Here is a 21,873-nt window from a genome sequence, read left to right as displayed (position 1 = left end):
CAAAACCCCGTTCGATCAGTGCGCCACGACGCTCGCGGTCTCTCTGAGGACCGGCGAAGCCGGAACCGTATGCTGCCAGAAGGTGCCGCTCCGGCCCTTCTCGAGGCCCGCATCGTAGAGCGCGCGCATGTAGGCGGTGTCGAAGCCCTTGGCAGCCGACGCCTTGGGGCCGTTCTCGTCAATGTATGTCAGGTTGAAGCCGATGCCGTTGGCACGCGCGAGCGCGTAGGTCGCGGTGAGCGTGGCCCGGGAGCGCGCCCGGCTCGCCGTCGTGAATGAGCGCTCGACGATCGAGAGCGTGTTGTCCTTCGTGACCTCGAAATCCGGCTCGAGACGGCCGTTGATCACCACGTAGATCTCGGCCTTGCCGCCCGTACGGATCCGTCCGTCGCGCAACAGGAGGCTCTGCGGCAGGGTGAAGACCGGCGTCACCACCGAGCCGTCCACATGCATCTCCTGGAAACGCGTGTCGCCGGCCGAAACGTCGATGAACTGGGGCGGGAACACCGCCGGAATGCTGGCCGAGGCCGCCAATACGTCGCGGAACAGCTCCCGGGCGTTCGGCACGCCGCTCGCCGCGATGGCGCCCATGTTCCAGATCACCGCCCGCTGGGAATCGAGGTTCGTCGTCACCACGAGGAGGCGCCGCCCCTTGGCATGCTCCTCGGCAACCGCCTTGAGGAGATCCGCCGTGACGTAGCGGTCGATCAGGCTGCGCAGGCGTCCGTCACCGAACAATCCGGAGCCGAACAGCACGTTTGCCAGGTTGGGCGAGGCCACCAGCTCACCCGCGACGCCGCTGGTGTAGAACTCGGTCAGATAGGGATCGTAGGCCGGTCCCAGAAACGCGAAAGGGGCGATCAGCGCGCCGGTCGAGACACCGGACACCAGGGTGAATTCCGGGCGCTTGCCGGAGGCTGTCCAGCCGTTGAGCACGCCCGCCCCGTAGGCGCCGTCACCGCCGCCGCCCGACAGGGCCAGATACGTGAAGCCCTTGAGGCGACGCTCCGGATTGGCGGCGAGCGCCGCGATCGTGTCCACCGACGCGTCGGCGAAGACGCGCGCACCGGGGACGCCGGGGATGGTCGCCAGCGCGGCCTGCTCGGCGCTGTAGGGAGTCCGCGGGACGCTGCCGCACGCCGCGACCTGCCCCGCCAGCCCGAACGCCACTGCCATGCGCAGGCTGACCTGACGAAAACCCATCGTCGCTTCCTTGAACCGCGTAACGCGCCCACTCTGCCACACGGAACGAGCTTGGCCGTACAGCCTGTTCCACCATAGCCGGCTGAGCAGGACGATATGGCCGCGCTGTTGCGGAGGGGTCACGTTTCCACGGGATCCGGGCACAAGCGTGGCCCCCTCGATCGCACGGCCGAGGGGCCATCGGCCGCCGCCATTGCCGGTGGACAGGCGCCGCGGCGGCCCGCATCGGGGGACCGGCCGCCCTTGCAACGCTCGCGAACGCCGCGCTAGGGTTCCCCCGTGGCCTGGCGAGACAGGGTGTCGCACGCGGTGCGGCAGCCGGCGCGCGAGGGCGCGGTCTGCGCGGCGACACGGTCGGCCGAGATAAGGCGTCCGGCGGCCTGAACACACGGCCTCGCTTTCGGGAACGCAGCCGAGCCGCAGGGGGCGGAGGGGATGATGGAACCGGTTCTCGGCTGGACGGATGATCGCGTGGCGCTGCTGCGCCGGTTGTGGGAAGACGGGCAGAGCGCCAGCAAGATCGCGGCGCAGCTCGGCGGCGTCACCCGCAATGCGGTGATCGGCAAGGTCCATCGCCTCGGTCTGGCCGGGCGTGCCCGGGGTGGCGAGGAGGCTCCCGCCGCCGCGCCGCCGTCGAAGACCGTCGAGATCGAGACCGCCATCGCGGTGGTCGAGACACAGGCGCCCGAGCCGGTAGCGATCCTCGCCCATCGTCCGGCCCCCGAATTTCCCGCGCCCGCGCCCGTGCCGGCTCCGGAGCCAGTGGCTCTGGCGGTCTCGCAACGCGTGACCATCATGGACCTGCGGGAATCCATGTGCCGCTGGCCGCTTGGCGATCCGACGACCCCGGAATTCCGGTTCTGCGGCGCCCGGTCGATCACCGGGCTGCCCTATTGCACCCACCACGCCGAGATCGCCTACCAGCCGGCAGCCGAGCGGAAACGCGACCGCCGCGTCGCCTCCTTCCGCTGAAGCCCGGCGGACTCAGCGCAGGCTCACGCCCGCTTCGCGGAGGAGGCGGGCGGTCCCGGGATTGATCCTGTCCGCCGGGACGAGGCCGACGAGGTTCTTCGGCTGGGCGGTGGGCAAGTCCGTGCGCGCCAGCGCCGCCGCGACGCGATAGGCCGCGTCCTCGCGGAGTCCGGGCCGCGCGAGCACGAAGCTCCAGGATCCGACTGTCTCGATCGGGTCCGTCTGGCCGGCGAAGCTGCCCGCCGGGACTGTCAGGCGCCGCGTCGCCGCGCCCGGCTGCGCGAGGCGCGCGATCCCCGCCTCGGACGGCCCGAAGAAGCGGGCTCCGCCCGGATCGGCGGCCAGAGCATGGAAGCCCGGCCAGTCGAGGCCGCCGCCCCAGAGCGCGTCGGCGCGGCCCTCCCGCACCAGGGCCGGACCGTCGCCGGCCCGGTCGAGCAGCATCGGGCTGATGTCCCGCTCGGGATCGAGACCCGAGGCGCTGAGGGCGCTCCGGCCCATGACGGTGAGCCCCGAATTATGGGTGCCGAGCACGACCCTGCGCCCGCGCAGATCCGACACGGAGCGGATCGCACTGCCGGCCGGAACCACGAACAGGCCCGGCGTCGGGTACATCGGCGCCAGAACGGTCAGGTCGCCGCCTTCGGCGAGGGCCGGATAGGCGTACGCGCCCTGTACGAGGCCGAGATCGACCCGGCCGGTGCGGAGGAGGCCGACATTCTCGGCCGACCCGCCGGTGGCACGCCGCTCGATCGCCAAAGTCGGGTCGACGGCCGCGATGGCGTGGGCGAGCGTCTCCCCGAAGGCTGGAAAGCCGCCGCCCGGCGTCGCGGTGGCGAGCACGAGGCGGACCACCTCGCTTCCCCAGGTCGGCCGCGCCAGGATCACCCCGAAGCCGGCCAACAGAGCGACCCGACGAGTCGGCCCTCGGGGCCGTCCCAGCCCTCCCGATGCGGACGACGCGCCGATCCCGCCGGTCGTCTCGACGCGGGCTGGAGAATGAAATTCCATCAGGCTCGGACCAATCGATAAAGGCCTTCCATCCGGGGCCGAATGCCCTGGAAATAATGAAAAGAACTTTCGGTAAGGGCACTTAGCCCGATTGCTCCGGCCGCGGCAACGCGATATCGCAGCCTCCCGTCCGGAACCGGCCGGGCCGGCCTCGCGTGAGCGATCCCTTGGCGCGGCCCGTCCCGGACCCGAGATCTGTCAGATCCCTCAACACGCGCAGGAGTTCCCCGATGGCCGATACCATCAACGCACCGGCGAAGGTCGGCCACGGCCGGGTCTACGGCTCGATCACCGAGACGATCGGCAACACCCCGCTGGTGCGCCTCAACCGGCTGCCCAAGGAGCACGGGGTCGATGCCGAGATCCTGCTCAAGCTCGAATTCTTCAACCCGATCGCCAGCGTCAAGGACCGCATCGGCGTCAACATGATCGACGCGCTGGAGGCCTCCGGCAAGCTCCAGCCTGGCGGCACGCTGGTCGAGCCGACCTCGGGCAACACCGGCATCGCCCTCGCCTTCACGGCCGCCGCCCGCGGCTACCGGCTCATCCTGGTGATGCCCGAGACCATGTCGCTGGAGCGGCGCAAGATGCTCGCCTTCCTGGGAGCGGAGCTGGCGCTCACCCCCGGCGCACAAGGCATGAAGGGCGCGATCGCGAAGGCCGAGGAACTCCTGAAGGAGATCCCCAGTGCCGTGATGCCGCAGCAATTCTCGAACCCCGCCAACCCCGAGATTCACCGGAAGACCACTGCCGAGGAGATCTGGAGCGACACCGGCGGCCAGCTCGACGCGTTCGTGGCCGGCGTCGGCACCGGCGGCACCGTGACGGGCGTCGGCGAGGTGCTGAAGCCGCGCCTGCCGAACCTGAAGGTCTTCGCCGTGGAGCCGGAGGATTCCCCGGTGATCTCCGGCGGCCAGCCCGGCCCGCACAAGATCCAGGGTATCGGCGCCGGCTTCATTCCGGACAACCTTCACACCGACATCCTCGACGGCGTCCTGAAGGTCACCAATCAGGCCGCCTTCGAGACCGCCCGGGCCCTCGCCCGCCTGGAAGGCATCCCCGGCGGCATCTCCACCGGCGGCAACGTCGCCGCGGCGCTGGAACTGGCCAAGCGGCCCGAATTCCAGGGCAAGCGCATCGTGACCGTCGCCTGCTCCTTCGCCGAGCGCTACATCTCGTCGGCCCTGTTCGACGGAATCGGTTAGGCGCTATCGGAGCGGCCCTCGGGCCGCTCCAACACGGGTGTCCCGGGAGTCGCGCCGGCACCGTTCGGCGCGAGACATATACCCCACAGAGGCCGGATTTGGCGCACCGCCCGAATGGGACCACTACGCCAAGAGAACCTTCGAATAGTAAAAGTGATCTTTGGAAACTTCAGTTCCGTCCATTTTGCCTATAAACACTACAGACCAATTGATATAGTTCGCGCCGTTCCGAAAAGCGCCGCATCTAGATCCGGAAAAGCCTTTCCGGTAACGCCAGACCCGTCGATCGGGTGGCGATTCTCTGATGCGCGGTCTCCTTATTCTTCTGCTCAGCCTCTGGGCTCAGGCCGCGCTGGCGCAGGGCTTCGCGCTGCACGACCTGACCGGGCTGGCCGAAGCTTCCAGAACCGCCCTCGGGCCGGAGGCCGCCGCGCAGGCGGCACCGCTTCATCTCGGCGTGAATTGTTCGTCCTGCAGGGGTGCGCCGACGATCGAGCTGCAGCTCGGGCGCCTGACCGACGGGACGGAAGAGCGGGTGCGCTCCGGCAGGACGTCCCTCGGCGCGCTCGAAACGCTCTGCGTTCGGCGGAACCCGGATTGCCGACTCTCGGCCCTGCCGGCCGGCCCGGCGATCGGCTGGCTGAGTGTCTACGCGCTGGAACGCGGTGCGGGCGCGACCGCCGTCATCCTCCGGGGTGGCGATCTGCTGACGATCGAGGCCCGCGCGGCGGATCGCGGGGCTGCCGAGGATTCCGTGCGTCGCCTGACTGAGGCCGTCCTGCCGCGGATCGTCGGCCCCTGACATCAGGGGACCGCCGACGGTCGATCGCCTCGGCCCCCGCAACCCTCCTGCGCCGCCTCCGTTGTCCCTCGAAGAGGCAGCGAGGCGAGCCATGACAGAGCAGACCGGACAGACGCCGCGGGAAAGTCCTGAAGCCGACAAGGCCAGTGAGATCGGGACCTCGCGCGAGAAGCTCGGCCAGATGGAAGACCAGGCCAGGAGCGGCACCGACCTTGGCGAAGCCATCGACCGTGCCACCGCCGCCGTCGGTCAGGACGACGGGAAGCGCTGATGAGCCGAGCGACGAGCGAGTCCGAGACGGTCACCCGCAAGCCTGACGACGCGGTCGGGTCGCGCGGAACCCCGCCGGCCGGGGGTGGTCACCAAACACCCGAGCAGGCGGCGATCACCGACATGGGATCCGGTGGAACGCCACGGAGCGAGTCGAAGGAGGGCTGGGGTTCGACCGGCGAGCCCGGACGCGCGCCGCCCGCCATCGGCGGTTCTTCCGGCGGCCATTCGGACCAGAAAGCCTCGCGGGGCCCGGCCGCCGACACCAAAGTCGCGGGCGGCCATTCACGCGCCGAGCAGGAGACCCAGGAATGACCGAGCGCCGCGAGACCGATCCGCAGCCGGAGAAGCCGAAGAACGTCGCCCCCGACGCGGTGAAGGACCCGAACGCGAAGACCGAGGGCAAGCCCGGCCTGGGCACGCCCTCCGGAGGCACGCAGAACGACGAGACCGATCCCGGCGGCAGCTGACGCGACAGAGCCGCACCGCGACGCGGTGCGGCTGCTCGCGGCTCAGGAGAGGCGGAGAGGGATCGGTCCAGCCGCCAGCGGCACGTCGCCGGGGCGGCAGCCGGTCTCGAGGCAGGCGTAGCGGATCGCATCCTGACGGCTGCGGAAGATACCTCCGGCACGCCCACCAGCCTCCACGGCCACCCAATGCCCCTCGCCGTCTTGACCGACGAGATAGGAGGGCGGCGCAGAGGCGGCAGGCGGGAGCGACGGGATTGGATTCAACGCGACGGACATCGGTGTCACGGGGTTCACGCGGGCCTCTCGGGTCCGCCGCACCGAGGTATTGTCCCCGGCATAAGGGTTCGATGGGCCCGAGATCAGCCGGACATAAGGGCTGCATCAGCAACCGGGCCTGAGCGCCCGGTTGCCGGTCGTTCAGCTCAGGCGGCGTTTTCCTTGGAGCGCTCCGCCCGCTTGCGGTCGTTCGGGTCGAGGATCGCCTTACGCAGGCGGATCGACTTCGGCGTCACCTCGACGAGTTCGTCGTCCTGGATCCAGGCCAGCGAGCGCTCCAGGGTCATACGGATCGGCGGGGTGAGGCGCACGGCCTCGTCCTTCGACGTGGTGCGGATGTTGGTGAGCTTCTTGCCCTTGAGCACGTTCACCTCGAGGTCGTTCTCGCGGTTGTGCTCGCCGACGATCATGCCCTGGTAGACCTTCCAGCCCGGCTCGATCATCATCGGGCCGCGGTCCTCCAGATTCCACATGGCGTAGGCGACAGCCTCGCCCTGGTCGTTGGAGATCAGCACGCCGTTGCGCCGGCCCGGCATCTCGCCCTTGTAGGGCTCGTAGGCCTTGAACAGCCGGTTCATGATCGCGGTGCCGCGGGTGTCGGTGAGCAGCTCGCCCTGGTAGCCGATCAGGCCACGGGTCGGGGCGTGGAAGACGAGGCGCAGGCGATTGCCGCCCGACGGCCGCATCTCCAGCATCTCGGCCTTCCGCTCGGACATCTTCTGCACGACGACGCCGGAATGCTCCTCGTCGACGTCGATCACGACCTCCTCGATCGGCTCCAGGAGCCCGCCGGCCTCGTCGCGCTCGAACACGACGCGCGGCCGCGAGACGGCGATCTCGAAGCCCTCGCGGCGCATGGTCTCGATCAGGATCGAGAGCTGAAGCTCGCCGCGGCCCGAGACGTAGAACGAGTCCTTGTCGGCCGCCTCCTCGATCTTGAGCGTGACGTTGCCCTCGGCCTCTTTGAACAGGCGGTCGCGGATCATGCGGCTCGTGACCTTGTCGCCCTCGGTACCCGCGAGCGGGCTGTCGTTGACGATGAACGACATCGTCACCGTCGGCGGGTCGATCGGCTGCGCCTGGATCGGGGTGTCGACCTGCGGGTCGCAGAAGGTATCGGCCACGGTGCCCTTCATGAGGCCGGCGATCGACACGATGTCGCCCGCCTCGCCCACGTCGATGGGCGCACGCTCAAGGCCGCGGAAGGCGAGGATCTTCGACACGCGGCCGGTCTCGACGACCTTGCCGGTGCGGTCGAGGACCTTGATCGACTGGTTGGGCTTCACCGAGCCCGAAGCGATCCGGCCGGTGATGATCCGGCCGAGGAAGGGGTTGGCCTCCAGCAGGGTGCCGAGCATCCGGAACGGCCCATCCTCGGTCTTGGCCGGCGGCACGTGCTTCAGCACGAGGTCGAACAGCGGCTCCAGGCCCACCGACGGGTCGGCCTCCGGGCTGTCGGCCATCCAGCCGTTACGGCCCGAACCGTAGAGGATCGGGAAGTCGAGCTGTTCGTCGGTGGCGTCGAGGGCCGCGAACAGGTCGAACACCTCGTTCACCACCTCGTTGATCCGGGCGTCCGGCCGGTCGACCTTGTTGATCGCCACGATCGGACGCAGGCCGATCTTGAGCGCCTTGCCGACCACGAACTTGGTCTGCGGCATCGGCCCTTCGGCCGCATCCACCAGCACGATCACGCCGTCGACCATCGACAGGATACGCTCGACCTCGCCGCCGAAATCAGCGTGGCCGGGGGTGTCGACGATATTGACGCGGGTGTCCTTCCAGACGACCGACGTCGCCTTGGCGAGGATCGTGATGCCACGCTCCTTCTCGAGGTCGTTCGAGTCCATCGCCCGCTCCTCGACCCGCTGATTTTCGCGGAAGGTGCCGGACTGAGCCAGCAGCTTGTCGACGAGCGTCGTCTTGCCGTGGTCGACGTGAGCGATGATGGCGATGTTGCGCAGATTCATGGCGGCCCGAAACGGGTTGTGCCGGCTCCCTGGCGGCCGCGCGGCGCGGCCGTCCGCGCCGGTTCAGGTACGGAGTCGTGGTGGTTGCGTCGCAATATAAGGACGCGCGCTCTTGAGCAAGGCCGCTGACGTCATGGGCGCACCGCGCGGGCCGGATTGCTGGGGGCGGCTCCCGACTGCGGCACCGGCGCCACGCCTGCGGCTGGGCCCGGCGCGAGCCGCCGTTGCAGGGCAGATCTGCATGCCCCCCGCATCGCAGGATACCCTATATGACGGCGCGATCACGCCGCGACCGGCGCGCCGCCGTCCGTATCGGGGTGTATTGGATGAAACCGGATCCCTCGGGTAGCGTATCGACCAGGGTCAAGCGTCCGACTGCGGCGATTCGGCCCTCGGGCCGCCAGGGCGGGCTTTCGTCGGAAGGACACGATGCGCGCGCTTGAGCCGCGGCTGTTCCCGTACATCTGGCGCTATTCGAAGGGCAATCAGCTCAGGATCTGCGCCGTCGTGCTGGCGTCGCTCCCGTTCTACTTCGCCTCCCTCGACCTGCCGAAGCGCATCGTCAACGACGCGATCACCGGCAAGGCCTACGCGCATGGCGAGGCGACCGCCCCATTCCTCGAACTCACCGTGGACTGGCCCGCGGCGCTCGGCGGCGGCACGACGCACCTGTTCGAGGGCTTCCAGCTCGACCGCTTCGAGCTGCTCCTGAGCCTGTCGAGCCTGTTCCTCGGCCTCGTCCTGATCAACGGCGCGTTCAAGTTCTGGATCAACCTGCAGAAGGGCATGCTCGGCGAGCGGATGCTGCGCCGCCTGCGCTTCCAGCTCTTCGCGCTGATGCTGCGCTTCTCGCCGGAGACGCAGCGGGAGGTGAAATCCTCCGAGACGGCGACGATCATTCGCGACGAGGTCGAGCCGATCGGCGCCTTCATCGGCGACGCCATCGTGGTGCCGGTGTTCCAGGGCTGCCAGGCCGCCACCGCGCTGGCCTTCATCATGATGCAGAACATCTGGCTCGGCATCGCGGCCGGCGGCATGGTCGCCGTGCAGATGATCGTGATTCCGCGGCTGCGACGGGAGATCATCCGCCTGAGCCGGCAGCGCCAGATCGCCTCCCGGGCCCTGGCCGGCCGCGTCGCCGAAGTGCTCGACGGGCTGCAGGCGGTGATGCTCAACGACACCGGCCGCTGGGAGCGGGCCGAGATCGGCGGGCGGCTCTACGACCTCTACGATCTGCGGCTGAAAATCTACCGCCGCAAGTTCGCGGTAAAGTACCTCAACAACCTGCTCGCGCAGGTGACGCCGTTCCTGTTTTACGCGATCGGCGGGTACTTCGCCCTGAAGGGAGAGCTCGACATCGGCCAGCTCGTGGCGGTGCTCGCCGCCTATCGCGATCTGCCCCCGCCCCTCAAGGAGCTGATCGACTGGGATCAGCAGCGCCTCGACGTCGAGGTCAAGTACGAGACCGTGGCGGCCCATTTCGGCCCGCACCGCCTGCGGCCGGTGGAGCGCGAAGCCGAGCTGCCGCCGCCACGCCTCGGCAGCCCGCTGCGTCTCGAAGGCCTGTCCCTGCGCGATCCGCAGGGGGGCGCCCCGATCGAGGTCGGCGACGCCGAGATCCGCCTGCCGGGGCGGCTTGCCCTGGTGCCGGCCGGCCCGGTGGCGCAGGAATTCGCCCGGGTCCTGGCCGGGCTGCAGCTACCGCCCGGGGGCACGATCCGGATCGGCGATCACGACCTGTCCACCCTGCCGCGACGGGATCACGCGCACCGCATCGCGTATGCCGGCATCCAACCCGTGCTGTTCCCGGGAACGCTGCGCGACAATGTCCTGTACGGGCTGCGCGTCCAGCCGCTGCGCACGCACATCCTCGATCTCAGCAAGACGCGGATCAACGAGGCGGTGAAGACCGGCAATCCCTGCGACAGCGTCGACGATCCCTGGATCGATTTCGGACGCCTCGGGGTTCGCGACGCCCTGGATCTCGACGAGCGTCTGCTCGACCTGCTCGGCCGGCTCGACCTCGGCGACGATCTCTACAGGTTCGGGCTCGGCGCCCTCAGTTCGGTGGCCCACGACACGCCGGTGGGCCAGCGGATGATCGCGGCGCGGGAGCACCTGCGGGAGCATTTCGCCCAGAAGGGCCTCGCCGACCTCGTGATTCCGTTCGCCCGGGGCCGCTACAACGATCAGGCGACCGTGGCGGAGAACCTGCTGTTCGGCGTCCCCCGGGATACGTCGCTGACGGATCCGCGCCGTCTCGCCGGCGTGCCCATGTTCCGCGAGGCGCTGGAGAAGGTGAAGCTCCTCGACGAACTCGACCGGATGGGCGTCGCAATCGCCAGCAACCTGAAGGACATTTTCGCCGACGTGCCGCCGGGCCACCCGCTGTTCCGGCGGTTCTCGCTGATCACCCCGGACGCGCTGCCGGATTACCTGCGCCGCCTCGGTCGCCTGCCCGCGGCGGGGCGCCTCAGCGAAGCCGACAGCGTGGCCTTCCTGGCGCTGGCCCTGGCCTATGTCGAGCCGCGGATGCGCTTCGGCCTCCTCAATCAACCGCTGACCAAGCGGATCGTCGGCGCACGGGGTGTCGTGCAGGGCTTCATGCACGGCGACGACGGATACGACGTCGAATCCTACGATCCGAACCGGATCAACCCGCGCAGCACCGTGCTGGACAACCTGTTGTTCGGCCGCATCGACACGGTGCGGATGCACGGCGAGACGCTGATCCAGCGGGAAGCCCGCGCGGTGTTCCGGGAATTCGACCTGGAGCGGCCGATCCAGCGGCGCGGCCTCGAGAAGGAGGTCGGAAATCGCGGGCAGCTCCTGCCGGAGCGGGTCCGGGTGCGAATTGGCCTCGCCCGGGCAATCCTGCGCGAGCCGGAGATCCTCGTGGTCGACCGGGTGGACGAGCATCTGGAGCGCGGCGTCGGGACGCTGCTCGACGTGACGGAGGCCACCCTGCCCCGGGCCAGCCTGGTGGCCAGCCTCTCGACGGACTCGGATCCGGCCCGCTTCCCCGCGCGATTGGCGCTCGGAAGTGCCGAAACGCGCCTGCGGACGGCCGCGGAATGACGTAGGCGTGACCGGTCCGCGCGGCGTGCCGGCGGCGGTTTACAGGCTTGCCCGTCTTCGGCACAGGATGGCGCCACATGCCCATACTTTCGGACGCGAGCGCGAGACCGGACCGGACGACCCCGAGCCTTGCCGGCCTGCCGCGCGTGGTGCCGCCGCACCGTGCGCCGCCGGAGCGGGAGCTGCTGCTCGCCGCCTACCTGCGCTCGATTCGCGACAACGCGCTGGAGGGGTTCCCCCGGCGCGCCTTCGAGGAGCCGGTCACCCGCCGGGGGCTTCTCGGACGGTCGAGCTTCGTCCTGAGCGACCCGGAGGCGATCCGCCGGGTTCTGGTCGAGAATCAGGCGAACTACGCCCGCACCACCGGAACGACCCGCATCCTGCGCCCGATCCTCGGCGACGGACTCCTGATCAGCGAGGGTTCGGCCTGGCGGCACCAGCGCCGGACCCTTGCGCCCGCCTTCACGCCACGGGCCATCGACGGGCTGGTGCCCCATATCGACGCCGCCGTGGCGGACGGGATGGATCGGATCGCCGCCGAGGCTGCGACGGGGCCGGTCGATCTGTTCACGTCGTTCTACAGGCTCGCCCTCGAGATCGCCGGGCGCGCCATGTTCTCGGTGGGCATGGACGAGCGCGGCGCGGAGCTGCGCCGGTTCATCGCCGAATATGCCGAGCGGATGGGCCGGCCGCATCTCCTCGACATCGTGATCCCCCCGGGCTGGCCGGTGCCCCTCGACTGGTCCCGCGCGCGGTTCCGCCGCCGCTGGATCCCGTTCCTCGACCGGATCATCGCGGCGCGCCGGGACGCCGAGCGGGACAGGCCGCACGCGGGCGACCTCCTCGACCTGCTCGCGGCGGCGCGCAATCCCGATACGGGGGCTGCCTTCACCGCCGACGAATTGCGCGACCAGGTCGCCACCATGATCCTGGCCGGCCACGAGACCACGGCCGGCACGCTGTTCTGGGCGGCCTACCTGCTGGCCCTCGCCCCGGAGATGCAGGAGCGGGTCGCCGCTGAGGCGCGCAGCGCCGACCTGACCGATCCCACCGGCTGCCAGAGCGACGGTCGCCTGCCGCTCACCCGCGCTGTGATCGACGAGACGCTGCGGCTGTATCCGGCGGCGTTCGTGGTCGTCCGGCGGGCGCTCGGTCCCGATTCGGTTGCCGGGCATGCGGTGAAGGCGAGCGACATCGTCATGGTCAGCCCCTGGGTACTCCATCGGCACCGGACGCTGTGGTCGGATCCGGACGCGTTCGATCCGGGCCGCTTCCTGCCGGGCGCCCCCGCGCCGCGGCGCTTCGCCTACCTGCCCTTCGGAGCAGGCCCCCGGGTCTGCATCGGCGCGCAGTTCGCCCTGAGCGAGGCCGTCCTGTCCCTGGCGCGTCTGCTGGCGCGATTCCGGCTCGTGCTCGACGAGCGCGAACCGGTCCTGCCCCAGGCGGTGGTGACGACGCAGCCGGACCGGCCGGCGCGATTCCGTCTGATCCCCCGGGATCCGGTCAGCCCTTGATCCCGGTGATCGTCGCCGAGATCGCCCGGGGATCGCGCATCGGCCAGCGGCCGCTCTCCACCTGCGCCAGGAATTCGTCGAGGAGTCGATTGTAGGCATCCGGCTCCTCGACGGAGAGGGCGTGGCCGGTATTGGGCAGGACCGCGAGGGCCGCCGACGGGATCACCTGCTTCAGCATGAGGCTCGGGGCGAGGCAGGGCCAGTCCTCGTCGCCGGCGACGATCAGGGTCGGAACGGCCATGCGGCGCAAGGCGTCCGTGAGATCGTAGAGCGACGGGCGGCCCTTCTGCACGCCGGCCTGGGTGTTGGCCGAGCCGAGGGCCGAGTGCTCTGCGAGCATCCGCTTGAATTCGGCATGTCCGCGCGGATCCTTGGCCTCGAACTGCACCCGCGTCGGCCCGACGGCGTAGCGCTCGACGAAAGCGGCCATGCCGTCGCGACGCAGCATCGCCGCGGTGGCGTCGGCCTCGGCGCGGAACATCGCCTGCCGCTCGGGTTCGGCGCCGTAGCCACAGCCGCCGAGACAGAGCGACAGCGCGCGGTCGGGATGCCGGAGGCCGAAATGCAGGGTTGCGAAGGCGCCCATCGAGATGCCGGCGACATGGGCCTTCGGCGCGCCGAGATGGTCGAGGATGGCCAGGATGTCGTCGGCGGCACGCGCCTGCGAGTAGGCGGTGACGGCCTCCGGGACGTCGGAAGGCGGGTAGCCGCGGGCGTTGAACGCGATCGCGTGGTAGCGCCTTCCGAAATGGCGCAGTTGCGCCTCGTAGCTGCGATGGTCGCCGGCGAATTCATGCACGAAGATCAGCGGCGTACCCCGACCGCTCTCCTCGTAGTGGAGCCGGATCCCGTCATCCGTCGCGGCGCTCGGCATGGCTACCCTTTCACCAATCTCCCCCGAGATTTGCGACATGGTGCGACGGCGCGCCCGGTCGAGAGCCAAGGCCGCGGATCGACAGGGGACCGGCACGACGAAGCCGCACCCGGCGGGCCGGGCGCGGCTTGCGGTCTACCGTGCCGGCGGGGATGGTCCCCGCCCGGCTCAAGCGGCCTTCTTGGAGGAGGCCGGCTTGGCCGACCCCTTGTTGGCCGCGACCTCGGCGAGCTTGGCCGCCAGCTTGGCGTCGAGCTTGGCCGAGGCACCGAGCGGAAGCTCGATGTCGAGGCCGAGGGTCGAGACGCCCTCGCCGCGCTCCAGGGTGACCTTCACCTTGTCGGGCTCGACCGCGACATGGTTGGCGATCACCGCCAGGATCTCCTCCCGGAGCTGGATCACGAGGTCGGGGCGACCCGACTCCGCGCGCTCGTGGGCGAGGATCAGCTGCAGGCGGTCGCGGGCGACCGCGCCGGAGCTGCGCTTCTGGAACAGTCCGAGGATGCTCACGCCGCCCTCCGCATGAACAGCTTGTCGAGGAAGGACTTGCGCTCGACCGGCAGGCTCATCGGAACGGTCTCGCCCTTGAGCCGGCGGGCCGCATCGGCATAGGCCCGCGCCGGGGCGCAGAGCGGGTTGTTGAGGGTCACCGGGCAGCCGAGGTTCGAGGCGCGCAGCACCTCCTGGCTCTCCGGGATGATCGCGAGCAGCGGGATCGACAGGATGTCGAGCACGTCCTCGGTCTTGAGCATGTCGCCGCGGTCGGCCCGCATCGGGTCGTAGCGGGTGAGGATCAGGTGCTTCTCCATGTCCTCGCCCTTCTCCGCCTTGGCGGTCTTGGAATCGAGGAGGCCGATGATCCGGTCGGAGTCGCGCACCGAGGAGACCTCGGGGTTGGTCACGACCACCGCCACGTCGGCGTGGTGCATGGCGAGCTGGGCGCCGCGCTCGATGCCGGCCGGGGAGTCGCAGATGACCCAGTCGAACTTGTCGCGCAGCTCGTCCATCACCCGGGCGACGCCCGCGTCGGTGAGCGCGTCCTTGTCGCGGGTCTGGGAGGCCGGCAGCAGGTGCAGGGTCTCCAGCCGCTTGTCCTTGATGAGCGCCTGCGGGAGCTTGGCGTCGCCGTTGACCACGTTGATGAGGTCGTAGACGACCCGGCGCTCGGCGCCCATGACGAGGTCGAGGTTGCGCAGGCCGACGTCGAAGTCGACGACGCACACGCTCTGCCCGCCCTGGGCGAGGGCCGCTCCGAGGGCTGCGGTCGTCGTCGTCTTGCCGACGCCGCCCTTGCCCGATGTGACGACGAGAACCTTTGCCACGCGTCGATCTCCCTTAATCCAGGCTTGCCATTCGGATGTTGCCGCCATCGAGCCAGACCTGGGCGGCCTTGCCGCGCAGGGCCGTGCCCATGTCCTCCGCCGTCCGCACGAGGCGGTCGATCCCCAGCAACTCGGGTTCGAATTTGCGGCAGTAGATTCGTGCGCGCGGGTTGCGCGCGGCTCCGGCGATCGCGCGACCGCGCAGGGCGCCGTAGACGTGGATGGAACCACCGGCCAGGATCTCGGCCCCCGAGGAGACCGAACCCATCACGGTCACGTCGCCGGTGGGATTGATGACGCTCTGGCCGGAGCGGACCGAGCCCTCGACGGTGATCGAGGTGACCACCTGCGGCTCCGGCTCGGCCGGGACGCTCGGGATCTCGACCTTCTCGGACGGGTGTCCCTTGACGAGAAGCGGCGGCAGGCCGTCCAGGACCGTGTCGGCGCCCTCGATGCCCAGGACCGCGATGCCGCGGGCCTTGAGTTCGTTCATTAACATTTCGAGGGCGTCCGGCTCGGGCTTGAGCTGGGCGCAATCCAGGATGACGGCCCGGCCTTTCAGCAGGGTCGGCGAGCGCTTGAGCGCCGCGTCGAGGCCCGCGAGCCACTCGGGAAGCGGCGGCTCGGGGGAGAGGGCCAGGGCCTTGAAGGCCCGTCCGCGCAGGCTGAGCGGCCGGGGCGCGGAAGGAGCCGCCGCGGGGGCGGTCTCCGGATCGATCGGCTCGGGGTGGGTCTCGCTCATGTCCGCCCGTTAAGAGTCCTTACCGGACCATTGACGGCGGGTATGGTTACCGAAGGGTTAAGTTTCTGATCCGGTCGGCAAATTCTGCCGGGATCCTTGTATCGGAGCAGCGGAGGACGCTTTCACGGCCCGCCCGCGAGCGGAGTCAGGCGCCCCGTCCTTCGACCGACGGCCCGAACGTCCGCGGGGAAACGCCGCTCAACCCCGCTCGAACAGGTTGAGCTTGATCGCATCCTCCAGCAGCCGCACCTCGACGGCCTGCCCTCTGAAGGCCGGGTCGAGGTCGTCCGCGGCGCGGTAGAGGCCGTCGATCGCCACCAACTCCGGCTCGAACCGGCGGCACCAGATCCGCGCCGTCGGGTTTCCGGCCGCGCCGGCGATCGCGCGGCCGCGCAGGGCGCCGTAGACGTGGATCGAGCCGCCGGCGATGACCTCGGCGCCCGAGGCGACGGCGCCCAGGACCGTGACGTCGCCCTCGAGGTGCAGCACGGTCTGGCCGGAGCGCACGGGGGCGTCGAGGATCAGCGAGCGGGCCGTCTCCTTGGGCTGGGGCTCGGTCGACGCGGACGCGTCCGAGGCGGATTCGTCCGGCGTGGCGACCTCGCCCGCGGGCCGGCCACCCGCGAGGGCCGGCGGGGCGCCCGCCCCCAGGAGCGACGGCGCCGCGCCCTCGATCCCCAGGACGGCGATGTTGCGCGCAGCCAGTTCGGCGAGCAGCCCGTCGAGATCCTCGCGGGTGAGCCGCAATCCGGACAGGTCGAGGATCACGGGCCGGCCGGCGAAGAAGTTCGGGGCGCGGCGATTGAGGGCGTCCAGGTCGCCGAACCACTCGGCCACCGGGGGTATCGGCGCCAGGACGGTGGCCATGAAGGAGCGGCCGCGGAAGCGGATCGGCGGGCGCGCCGGCTCGGATGTCGGCTGGGTCACGGGCGTGTTCGGTGTCGCGGACAGGATCGTCCGCATCCATGGGACGCCGCCGCGCCGGGGGCAATCCCGCAATGCCTGCTGTGACGCCTTGGCGGGCCCGCGGGCGCGTTTCTGTTGTAGAGAGACCCGGCAGCCGAGCCGGACCGGACCGTTGAGCAGCGCCACTTCGCACGCCCCCGCCCCTTTCGTCGTCGATGACCTCACTCGCGCCAACCAGCGGCGGGCGGCCGATCCGCGCGCCTCCGCCTGGGTCTCGGCCAATGCCGGCGCCGGCAAGACCAAGGTCCTCACCGACCGGGTGGTGCGGCTGCTCCTCGACGGTGCCCCGCCCGGGCGGATCCTCTGCCTGACCTTCACCAAGGCCGCCGCGGCCAACATGGCGATCCGCGTCTTCCGGCTCCTCGGCCGCTGGGTGACGCTCGACGACGAGACCCTCGCCGCCGAACTCGCCGACCTCACCGGCGAGCGCGCCGGGCCCGAGCGCCTGCGGCTGGCGCGCCGCCTCTTCGCCCGGGCGGTGGAGACGCCGGGCGGCCTCAAGATCGAGACCCTGCACGCCCTGTGCGAGCGGCTGCTGCACATGTTCCCCTTCGAGGCGAACGTGCCGGCCCGCTTCGTGGTGCTCGACGAGTCCAAGGCCCAGGAGCTGTTCGACATCGAGATGGCCAACGTGCTGGCCGATGCCGTGGCGAACGGCGACACGCCGCTCAGCGCCGCCCTGGCGCGGGTCACGCCCGAGGCGACGGGCGACACCCTGCGGTCCGCGATCCGTTCGGCCATGCGGGCCCGGAGCTTCATCGGCGATGCGGCAGGCCTCGAGAAAGCCTTCGGGCGGCTGCACGGGGCGCTGGGCCTGGCGCCGGAGGATTCCGCCGAACGGATCGAGGCCGGGATCCTGGACGGCGGCCCCGGGTGCCGTCCGGAGGATCGGGAAGCGCTGATCGCGGCACTCCGCACCGGCAAGGCCAACGACGAGAAGCTCGCCGACGCCCTGGCGGCCGCCGAGGCCGAACGGACCGGCTCCACGGATCTTCCCGACCGGTCCGAGGCCCTGGCCCTCTACCGCGCGGTCTTCTTCACCCAGAAGGACGAGCCCAAGGCCGACAGCAGCCTCGGGACCAAGAGCGTGCCGGCCGATGCCAAGGCGGCGTTGCTCGCCGAGCGGGATCGGCTGGAGCCGCTGTTCGACCGCCTGCGCGCCGCCCGGGCCCATGCCCGGACGCAGGCCCTGTTCCGGATCGCCGCCGAGATCCACCGCCGCGTGGAGGCCCAGAAGGCGCGCCTCGGCGCCCTCGATTTCGACGACCTGATCCACAAGGCGCTGGATCTGCTCGGGCGGGTCGGGGCCGGCTGGGTCCTCTACAAGCTCGATCGCGGGATCGACCACGTCCTGGTCGACGAGGCGCAGGATACGAATCCGGAGCAATGGGCGATCCTGCGGGCGATCACGCAGGAATTCGCCGCCGGCGAGGGCGCTCGGACCGGCAGCCGCACGCGCTTCGCGGTGGGCGATCCCAAGCAGTCGATCTACGGCTTCCAGGGTGCGGAGCCGCGGGAATTCGCCCTGACCCGCGCATCCTGGATCGCGGAATCGCGCTCGGCCGGGCTGACCTTCGAGGACGTGCCGCTCACCCTGTCGTTCCGCTCGACCGACCTCGTGCTGCGCGCCGTCGACGCGGTCTTCGCCATCGATGCGCACAATGACGGCCTGTCCTTCGAGGACACGGTGCGCACGACCGTGCATGCCAGCGCCCGGCCCGGGGCGCCCGGCGCCGTGGAGCTGTGGCCGATCGCCGAGCCGGAACCCGCCGCCGAGCCGGATGCCTGGACCGCTCCCGTCGACGCGCCGGAGACCAGCGCCCCGGCGATCGTCACAGCCCGCCGGGTTGCGCAGGCGGTGCGGACTTGGACCACGACGGGGGACGCCACCGGTCGGATCTGGCGCCCCGGGGACGTCCTGATCCTGGTCCGGAAGCGCGGGCCCGCCTTCGAGGAGGTGATCCGCGCCCTGAAGGGACTGGGCGTTCCGGTCGCCGGGCAGGACCGGCTGGAGGTCTCCGCCCATATCGCGGTCGCCGATCTGGTCGCCGCCGGGCGGGCGGGTCTCCTGCCGGCCGACGACCTGACCCTCGCCACCGCCCTCAAGACGCCGCTCGTCGGGCTGACCGACGACGACCTCGTGCGGATCGCCACCCGCCGCGATCTCGCAGAGACTCTGGAGGACGCCCTGCACCGCCATGCCGCGTCCGGCGACCCGGCCGCAAGGCGCGGGCTCGAGGCCCTGTCGGGGTGGATCGCGCTGGCCGGGCTCCACGGCCCGTTCGGCTTCTACGCGCGGCTCCTCGGGCCGCAGGGGGGACGGGCGAAGCTTGTGGCCCGTCTCGGCGGCGAGGCGGGGGACGCCATCGACGTGTTCCTCGCAGCCGCCGCCCAGGCCGAGACCGGCGAGGACGCGCCGTCCCTCGGCGGCTTCCTCGCCCGCTACGTCGGTGCCGAGGCCGGTCACACCGTCAAACGCGACCTCGAATCGGGCCGCGACGAGGTCCGGGTGATGACGGTCCACGGCGCGAAGGGTCTGGAGGCGCCGGTCGTGGTGATCCTCGACGGCTGCGAGCCCCTGGGCCGCAACGATCCGCCCCTCCTGCCGCTCCCGGCGACGGAGATCGCCCTGCCGCCGGTCTGGTCGGGCGGGCGGACCCAGGATTGCGCCGCCACCGACGCCGCGCGGGCGGCCCTGCTCGCGAAGGCCCGGCAGGAGCACAACCGCCTGCTCTACGTCGCCATGACCCGCGCCGCCGACCGGCTCATCGTCGCGCCCTTCCGCGGCCACGAGCGCGAGAGCGAGGCGGCGTGGTGCCGGATGATCCATGCCGGCCTGGAGGCGGCGCTCGGTGCCGGCCGGACGCTGGACCTGTCCTACGGACCCGCGACGTTCTGGCAGGATGGCGCCCCGCAGATGCCGGCCCCGGCGGCGGCGGCCTCCGCGGCTACGCGGTCTCCGGAGCCGGAGCCGGACTGGCTGCGCAGCCCGGTCCCGCCGGAACCGGAGGTCGAGGCCCTGAGCCCGTCCGGCGCACTCCAGGCGGCGGACGGCGCGCGCGTACCGCCGCCGCGCCTCGCGGACGCGCAGGCCCGGCGGCGCGGGATCCTGATCCACGCCCTGCTCCAGCACCTGCCCCGCGTGGAGCCCGCCCGCCGGGAAGCGGCCGGGCTCGCCTTCGTGCGGTCCCGGGCGCCCGGCCTCCCGCGCGCGGCCCCGCACGCGATCGTCCGGTCGGTCCTTCGAATCATCGATGACCCGGATCTCGCGCCTCTCTTCAGCCCGGATGCCCGCGCCGAGGTGGCCCTGTCGGGGCGTGTCCGGGCAGCCGGCGCGGAGCGCGCGGTTCAGGGACGCGTCGATCGCCTCGCGGTGACGGCGGACGTCGTCCGCATCGCGGATTTCAAGACCGGCCGCCCGCCCGAACCCGACGCCCCCCTCCCCGCGGCGGAGGCCGGCCAGATCGCCCTCTATGCGCGCCTTCTCGCGCAGATCTATCCGGGCCGGACGATCCAGCCGATCCTCGTCTGGACCTCGGGCCCGGTGATCCGCACCCTCGGCACCGACGACGTTGCGGCGGCACTGGACCGGGTCGGCATCGAGGCGTGAATGGTCCGTTCCGGCCGTCCGGGCGAGCACGGCGACCGGCATGCGGCACCGCACATGGGTGGTGCGCCCACCGCGACGGCCGCCGGGCCGGGTCGGTCGGACTTCTTGACCGCGCGCCGGGGCGTCGCCAATTCTGGCGGGACCGCACGGGCCCCTGCCCGTTCGACGCCGTCCGACGGACGGCGGCTTCCGAAAGGTAACGTTATGGCGACGGTGAAGGTAACCGACGCGAGCTTCGAGCAGGACGTTCTCAAGTCCGCCGAGCCCGTCGTGGTGGATTTCTGGGCGGAGTGGTGCGGCCCGTGCCGTCAGATCGGTCCGGCGCTCGAGGAGATCGCCACCGACCTGCAGGGCAAGGTGAAGATCGCCAAGGTCAATGTCGACGAGAATCCGCAGATCGCCGCCCAGTACGGCATCCGCTCGATCCCGACGCTGCTGCTGTTCAAGAACGGCGAGCGTGTGGACCAGAAGGTCGGCGCGGCTCCGAAGGGCGACCTGTCGCGCTGGATCGGCGCCCAGACCGCCTGAGCCACTCCCAAGACCTAGACGATAAAAAAGAAAGCCCGGCCGCGAGGCCGGGCTTTCTCGGTTTCGAGCCCAAGATTGTTGGTGGATCCCGGGGTCGAGCCCGGGATCCGGTATCAGGTCTTAGTACGAGCCGAACTTGTAGTTCAGGCCGGCGCGGACGACGGCGAAGGCGTTCTCGTTCCGGCTGATGCCGGAGAGCGAGTACACCGGCACGAGGCCGACCGGGGAGATCGCAGCACCAACCAGCGGCGCCTGGGCGCGGCCGTTGTTGTTGTCGAGGTTCACGTACAGACCTTCGACCTTCAGCGTGACGGCCGAGGAGCGGAAGAAGTTCAGGAACGAGTCGGTGGGCAGGGCGTACTCGACACCGCCGCCGACGGTCCAGCCGGTCTTGAAGTCGTTCCGGCGGCCAGCGAAGTTCTGCAGGCCGACGCGAGCGCCGTCATCCGTGCCGGTGGCGTAGGCGAAACCGCCGGTGGCGTACACCAGGGTCCGGTCGAAGGCCCAACCGAGACGACCGCGGACGGTGCCGAAGAAGTCGATGGTGTTGAGCGTGCCGTTGACCGGGATGAAGCCCGGGTTGATCGCCACGGCGTTGGTGGCGAAGCGAGCGCGACGGCCGAAGTCGAGGTACTGGGCGTCAGCCTCGAAGCCGATCACGGCGCCGGAGCCCGGGGTCAGCTGCCAGTTGTAGCCGATCTGGCCACCGCCCGAGAAACCTTCGCGGCTGTCGTTGCTGTAGATCAGCGACGAGCCGTTCGGCAGCAGGGCCTGGTAGGGAACGAGACCGCCCGGGACGAGAGCGACCGGGTTGCCGGGCGTCTGCACGAAGCCGCGGGTCGAGTTGCTGCTGGCGTCGAACGCGTAGCCGGCGTTGATACCGAAGTAGGCACCGGTCCAGGTGAACACCGGAACGGGCGTGAACACCGGCGGCGGCGCAGCGCGGCGCGGAAGGTCGGCGGCCGAAGCGGCAGCGGTGAGTGCGGTGAAAGCCGCGAGAGACGTGAGAAGCTTCTTCATTACTGTGATCCCCAGCATAAGCCCGATCGCCGATGAAATT

19 protein-coding genes are annotated in these 21,873 nt (G+C 70.5%); 10 read left to right on the top strand and 9 right to left on the bottom strand.

Annotation, left to right across the window (positions count from 1 at the left end; all coding sequences use genetic code 11):
- Window positions 1-15: 15 nt before the first annotated feature.
- The gene (locus PQI07_RS15385; RefSeq protein WP_043382908.1) at window positions 16-1,203 is read right to left on the bottom strand and encodes a patatin-like phospholipase family protein; all 1,188 of its coding nucleotides are present in this window, start codon (window positions 1,201-1,203) and stop codon (window positions 16-18) included.
- 435 nt (window positions 1,204-1,638) lie between these two features.
- On the opposite strand from PQI07_RS15385, the gene PQI07_RS15380 reads away from it, so the two are divergent.
- Complete coding sequence (locus PQI07_RS15380) at window positions 1,639-2,175, top strand: GcrA family cell cycle regulator (RefSeq protein ID WP_043346762.1); 537 nt, start codon at window positions 1,639-1,641, stop codon at window positions 2,173-2,175.
- Window positions 2,176-2,187: 12 nt separating this feature from the next.
- Here the strand turns inward: PQI07_RS15380 and PQI07_RS15375 are convergent, their stop codons facing one another.
- On the bottom strand, window positions 2,188-3,078 hold the full coding sequence (locus PQI07_RS15375; RefSeq protein WP_051044653.1) for a TAXI family TRAP transporter solute-binding subunit: 891 nt from the start codon (window positions 3,076-3,078) through the stop codon (window positions 2,188-2,190).
- A 338-nt stretch (window positions 3,079-3,416) separates the two neighbouring features.
- On the opposite strand from PQI07_RS15375, the gene cysK reads away from it, so the two are divergent.
- The 5 genes from cysK (at window position 3,417) to PQI07_RS15350 (ending at window position 5,933) form a co-directional block, all read left to right on the top strand.
- Window positions 3,417-4,391 (top strand): cysteine synthase A, encoded by a 975-nt coding sequence (gene cysK, locus PQI07_RS15370; RefSeq protein WP_274926900.1) that lies wholly within the window; start codon window positions 3,417-3,419, stop codon window positions 4,389-4,391.
- A 304-nt stretch (window positions 4,392-4,695) separates the two neighbouring features.
- Window positions 4,696-5,193, top strand: a complete 498-nt coding sequence (locus tag PQI07_RS15365; protein WP_274926899.1) for a hypothetical protein — start codon at window positions 4,696-4,698, stop codon at window positions 5,191-5,193.
- 91 nt (window positions 5,194-5,284) lie between these two features.
- Window positions 5,285-5,464: a hypothetical protein gene (locus PQI07_RS15360; protein WP_053609473.1), complete on the top strand. Its 180-nt coding sequence runs from the start codon at window positions 5,285-5,287 to the stop codon at window positions 5,462-5,464.
- Window positions 5,464-5,778: a hypothetical protein gene (locus tag PQI07_RS15355; protein WP_274926898.1), complete on the top strand. Its 315-nt coding sequence runs from the start codon at window positions 5,464-5,466 to the stop codon at window positions 5,776-5,778. The genes PQI07_RS15360 and PQI07_RS15355 overlap by 1 nt, the downstream gene beginning before the upstream one ends.
- Window positions 5,775-5,933: a hypothetical protein gene (locus tag PQI07_RS15350; protein ID WP_274926897.1), complete on the top strand. Its 159-nt coding sequence runs from the start codon at window positions 5,775-5,777 to the stop codon at window positions 5,931-5,933. The genes PQI07_RS15355 and PQI07_RS15350 overlap by 4 nt, the downstream gene beginning before the upstream one ends.
- Before the next feature lie 422 nt (window positions 5,934-6,355).
- Here PQI07_RS15350 and typA read toward each other — a convergent pair whose 3' ends face one another.
- Window positions 6,356-8,179 (bottom strand): translational GTPase TypA, encoded by a 1,824-nt coding sequence (typA, locus tag PQI07_RS15345; RefSeq protein WP_043346753.1) that lies wholly within the window; start codon window positions 8,177-8,179, stop codon window positions 6,356-6,358.
- A 429-nt stretch (window positions 8,180-8,608) separates the two neighbouring features.
- Here typA and PQI07_RS15340 point away from each other — a divergent pair, with 429 nt between their 5' ends.
- Both PQI07_RS15340 and PQI07_RS15335 read left to right on the top strand, forming a co-directional pair.
- Window positions 8,609-11,257 carry an ABC transporter transmembrane domain-containing protein gene (locus tag PQI07_RS15340; RefSeq protein ID WP_043382920.1) on the top strand — a complete coding sequence of 883 codons (2,649 nt, stop codon included), beginning with the start codon at window positions 8,609-8,611 and terminating at the stop codon, window positions 11,255-11,257.
- Between the two features lie 77 nt (window positions 11,258-11,334).
- Window positions 11,335-12,771, top strand: a complete 1,437-nt coding sequence (locus PQI07_RS15335) for a cytochrome P450 (protein WP_274926896.1) — start codon at window positions 11,335-11,337, stop codon at window positions 12,769-12,771.
- On the opposite strand, the gene PQI07_RS15330 is transcribed toward PQI07_RS15335, so the two are convergent.
- The 5 genes from PQI07_RS15330 to minC (PQI07_RS15310) form a co-directional block, all read right to left on the bottom strand.
- Window positions 12,761-13,645, bottom strand: a complete 885-nt coding sequence (locus PQI07_RS15330; protein WP_274926895.1) for an alpha/beta fold hydrolase — start codon at window positions 13,643-13,645, stop codon at window positions 12,761-12,763. The two genes, PQI07_RS15335 and PQI07_RS15330, sit on opposite strands and share 11 nt — an antisense overlap.
- A gap of 168 nt (window positions 13,646-13,813) precedes the next feature.
- The gene (gene minE, locus PQI07_RS15325; RefSeq protein ID WP_043346685.1) at window positions 13,814-14,155 is read right to left on the bottom strand and encodes a cell division topological specificity factor MinE; all 342 of its coding nucleotides are present in this window, start codon (window positions 14,153-14,155) and stop codon (window positions 13,814-13,816) included.
- The gene (gene minD, locus PQI07_RS15320) at window positions 14,152-14,967 is read right to left on the bottom strand and encodes a septum site-determining protein MinD (RefSeq protein ID WP_043346690.1); all 816 of its coding nucleotides are present in this window, start codon (window positions 14,965-14,967) and stop codon (window positions 14,152-14,154) included. The genes minE and minD overlap by 4 nt, the downstream gene beginning before the upstream one ends.
- 13 nt (window positions 14,968-14,980) lie before the next feature.
- Window positions 14,981-15,709: a septum site-determining protein MinC gene (minC, locus tag PQI07_RS15315; RefSeq protein ID WP_043382925.1), complete on the bottom strand. Its 729-nt coding sequence runs from the start codon at window positions 15,707-15,709 to the stop codon at window positions 14,981-14,983.
- 198 nt (window positions 15,710-15,907) lie between these two features.
- On the bottom strand, window positions 15,908-16,672 hold the full coding sequence (gene minC, locus PQI07_RS15310; RefSeq protein ID WP_075380698.1) for a septum site-determining protein MinC: 765 nt from the start codon (window positions 16,670-16,672) through the stop codon (window positions 15,908-15,910).
- Window positions 16,673-16,787: 115 nt separating this feature from the next.
- Between minC (PQI07_RS15310) and addA the strand changes: the two genes are divergently transcribed.
- Together addA and trxA are read left to right on the top strand one after the other, a co-directional pair.
- On the top strand, window positions 16,788-20,285 hold the full coding sequence (gene addA, locus PQI07_RS15305) for a double-strand break repair helicase AddA (RefSeq protein ID WP_274926894.1): 3,498 nt from the start codon (window positions 16,788-16,790) through the stop codon (window positions 20,283-20,285).
- A gap of 204 nt (window positions 20,286-20,489) precedes the next feature.
- Window positions 20,490-20,813, top strand: a complete 324-nt coding sequence (trxA, locus tag PQI07_RS15300; protein ID WP_010682902.1) for a thioredoxin — start codon at window positions 20,490-20,492, stop codon at window positions 20,811-20,813.
- A gap of 120 nt (window positions 20,814-20,933) precedes the next feature.
- Here trxA and PQI07_RS15295 read toward each other — a convergent pair whose 3' ends face one another.
- Window positions 20,934-21,833: an outer membrane protein gene (locus tag PQI07_RS15295; protein ID WP_043346698.1), complete on the bottom strand. Its 900-nt coding sequence runs from the start codon at window positions 21,831-21,833 to the stop codon at window positions 20,934-20,936.
- Window positions 21,834-21,873 lie beyond the last annotated feature (40 nt).

The sequence above is a fragment of the Methylobacterium sp. 092160098-2 genome (genome assembly GCF_028920805.1).
GTDB classification, from domain to species: Bacteria; Pseudomonadota; Alphaproteobacteria; order Rhizobiales; family Beijerinckiaceae; genus Methylobacterium; species Methylobacterium fujisawaense.
Note: the sequence above shows the minus strand (reverse complement) of the source record. Positions and strands in the feature narration are given on the sequence as shown.

What these genes read in the sequence shown, in the direction of transcription:
- minC (WP_075380698.1), bottom strand. Translation starts at nt 16,672, where the DNA reads ATGCGGACGATCCTGTCCGCGACACCGAACACGCCCGTGACCCAGCCG.
- PQI07_RS15355 (WP_274926898.1), top strand. Translation starts at nt 5,464, where the DNA reads ATGAGCCGAGCGACGAGCGAGTCCGAGACGGTCACCCGCAAGCCTGAC.
- PQI07_RS15380 (WP_043346762.1), top strand. Translation starts at nt 1,639, where the DNA reads ATGATGGAACCGGTTCTCGGCTGGACGGATGATCGCGTGGCGCTGCTG.
- PQI07_RS15385 (WP_043382908.1), bottom strand. Translation starts at nt 1,203, where the DNA reads ATGGGTTTTCGTCAGGTCAGCCTGCGCATGGCAGTGGCGTTCGGGCTG.
- PQI07_RS15340 (WP_043382920.1), top strand. Translation starts at nt 8,609, where the DNA reads ATGCGCGCGCTTGAGCCGCGGCTGTTCCCGTACATCTGGCGCTATTCG.
- PQI07_RS15350 (WP_274926897.1), top strand. Translation starts at nt 5,775, where the DNA reads ATGACCGAGCGCCGCGAGACCGATCCGCAGCCGGAGAAGCCGAAGAAC.
- PQI07_RS15335 (WP_274926896.1), top strand. Translation starts at nt 11,335, where the DNA reads ATGCCCATACTTTCGGACGCGAGCGCGAGACCGGACCGGACGACCCCG.
- PQI07_RS15365 (WP_274926899.1), top strand. Translation starts at nt 4,696, where the DNA reads ATGCGCGGTCTCCTTATTCTTCTGCTCAGCCTCTGGGCTCAGGCCGCG.
- PQI07_RS15360 (WP_053609473.1), top strand. Translation starts at nt 5,285, where the DNA reads ATGACAGAGCAGACCGGACAGACGCCGCGGGAAAGTCCTGAAGCCGAC.
- typA (WP_043346753.1), bottom strand. Translation starts at nt 8,179, where the DNA reads ATGAATCTGCGCAACATCGCCATCATCGCTCACGTCGACCACGGCAAG.
- cysK (WP_274926900.1), top strand. Translation starts at nt 3,417, where the DNA reads ATGGCCGATACCATCAACGCACCGGCGAAGGTCGGCCACGGCCGGGTC.
- minC (WP_043382925.1), bottom strand. Translation starts at nt 15,709, where the DNA reads ATGAGCGAGACCCACCCCGAGCCGATCGATCCGGAGACCGCCCCCGCG.
- PQI07_RS15295 (WP_043346698.1), bottom strand. Translation starts at nt 21,833, where the DNA reads ATGAAGAAGCTTCTCACGTCTCTCGCGGCTTTCACCGCACTCACCGCT.
- trxA (WP_010682902.1), top strand. Translation starts at nt 20,490, where the DNA reads ATGGCGACGGTGAAGGTAACCGACGCGAGCTTCGAGCAGGACGTTCTC.
- PQI07_RS15330 (WP_274926895.1), bottom strand. Translation starts at nt 13,645, where the DNA reads ATGCCGAGCGCCGCGACGGATGACGGGATCCGGCTCCACTACGAGGAG.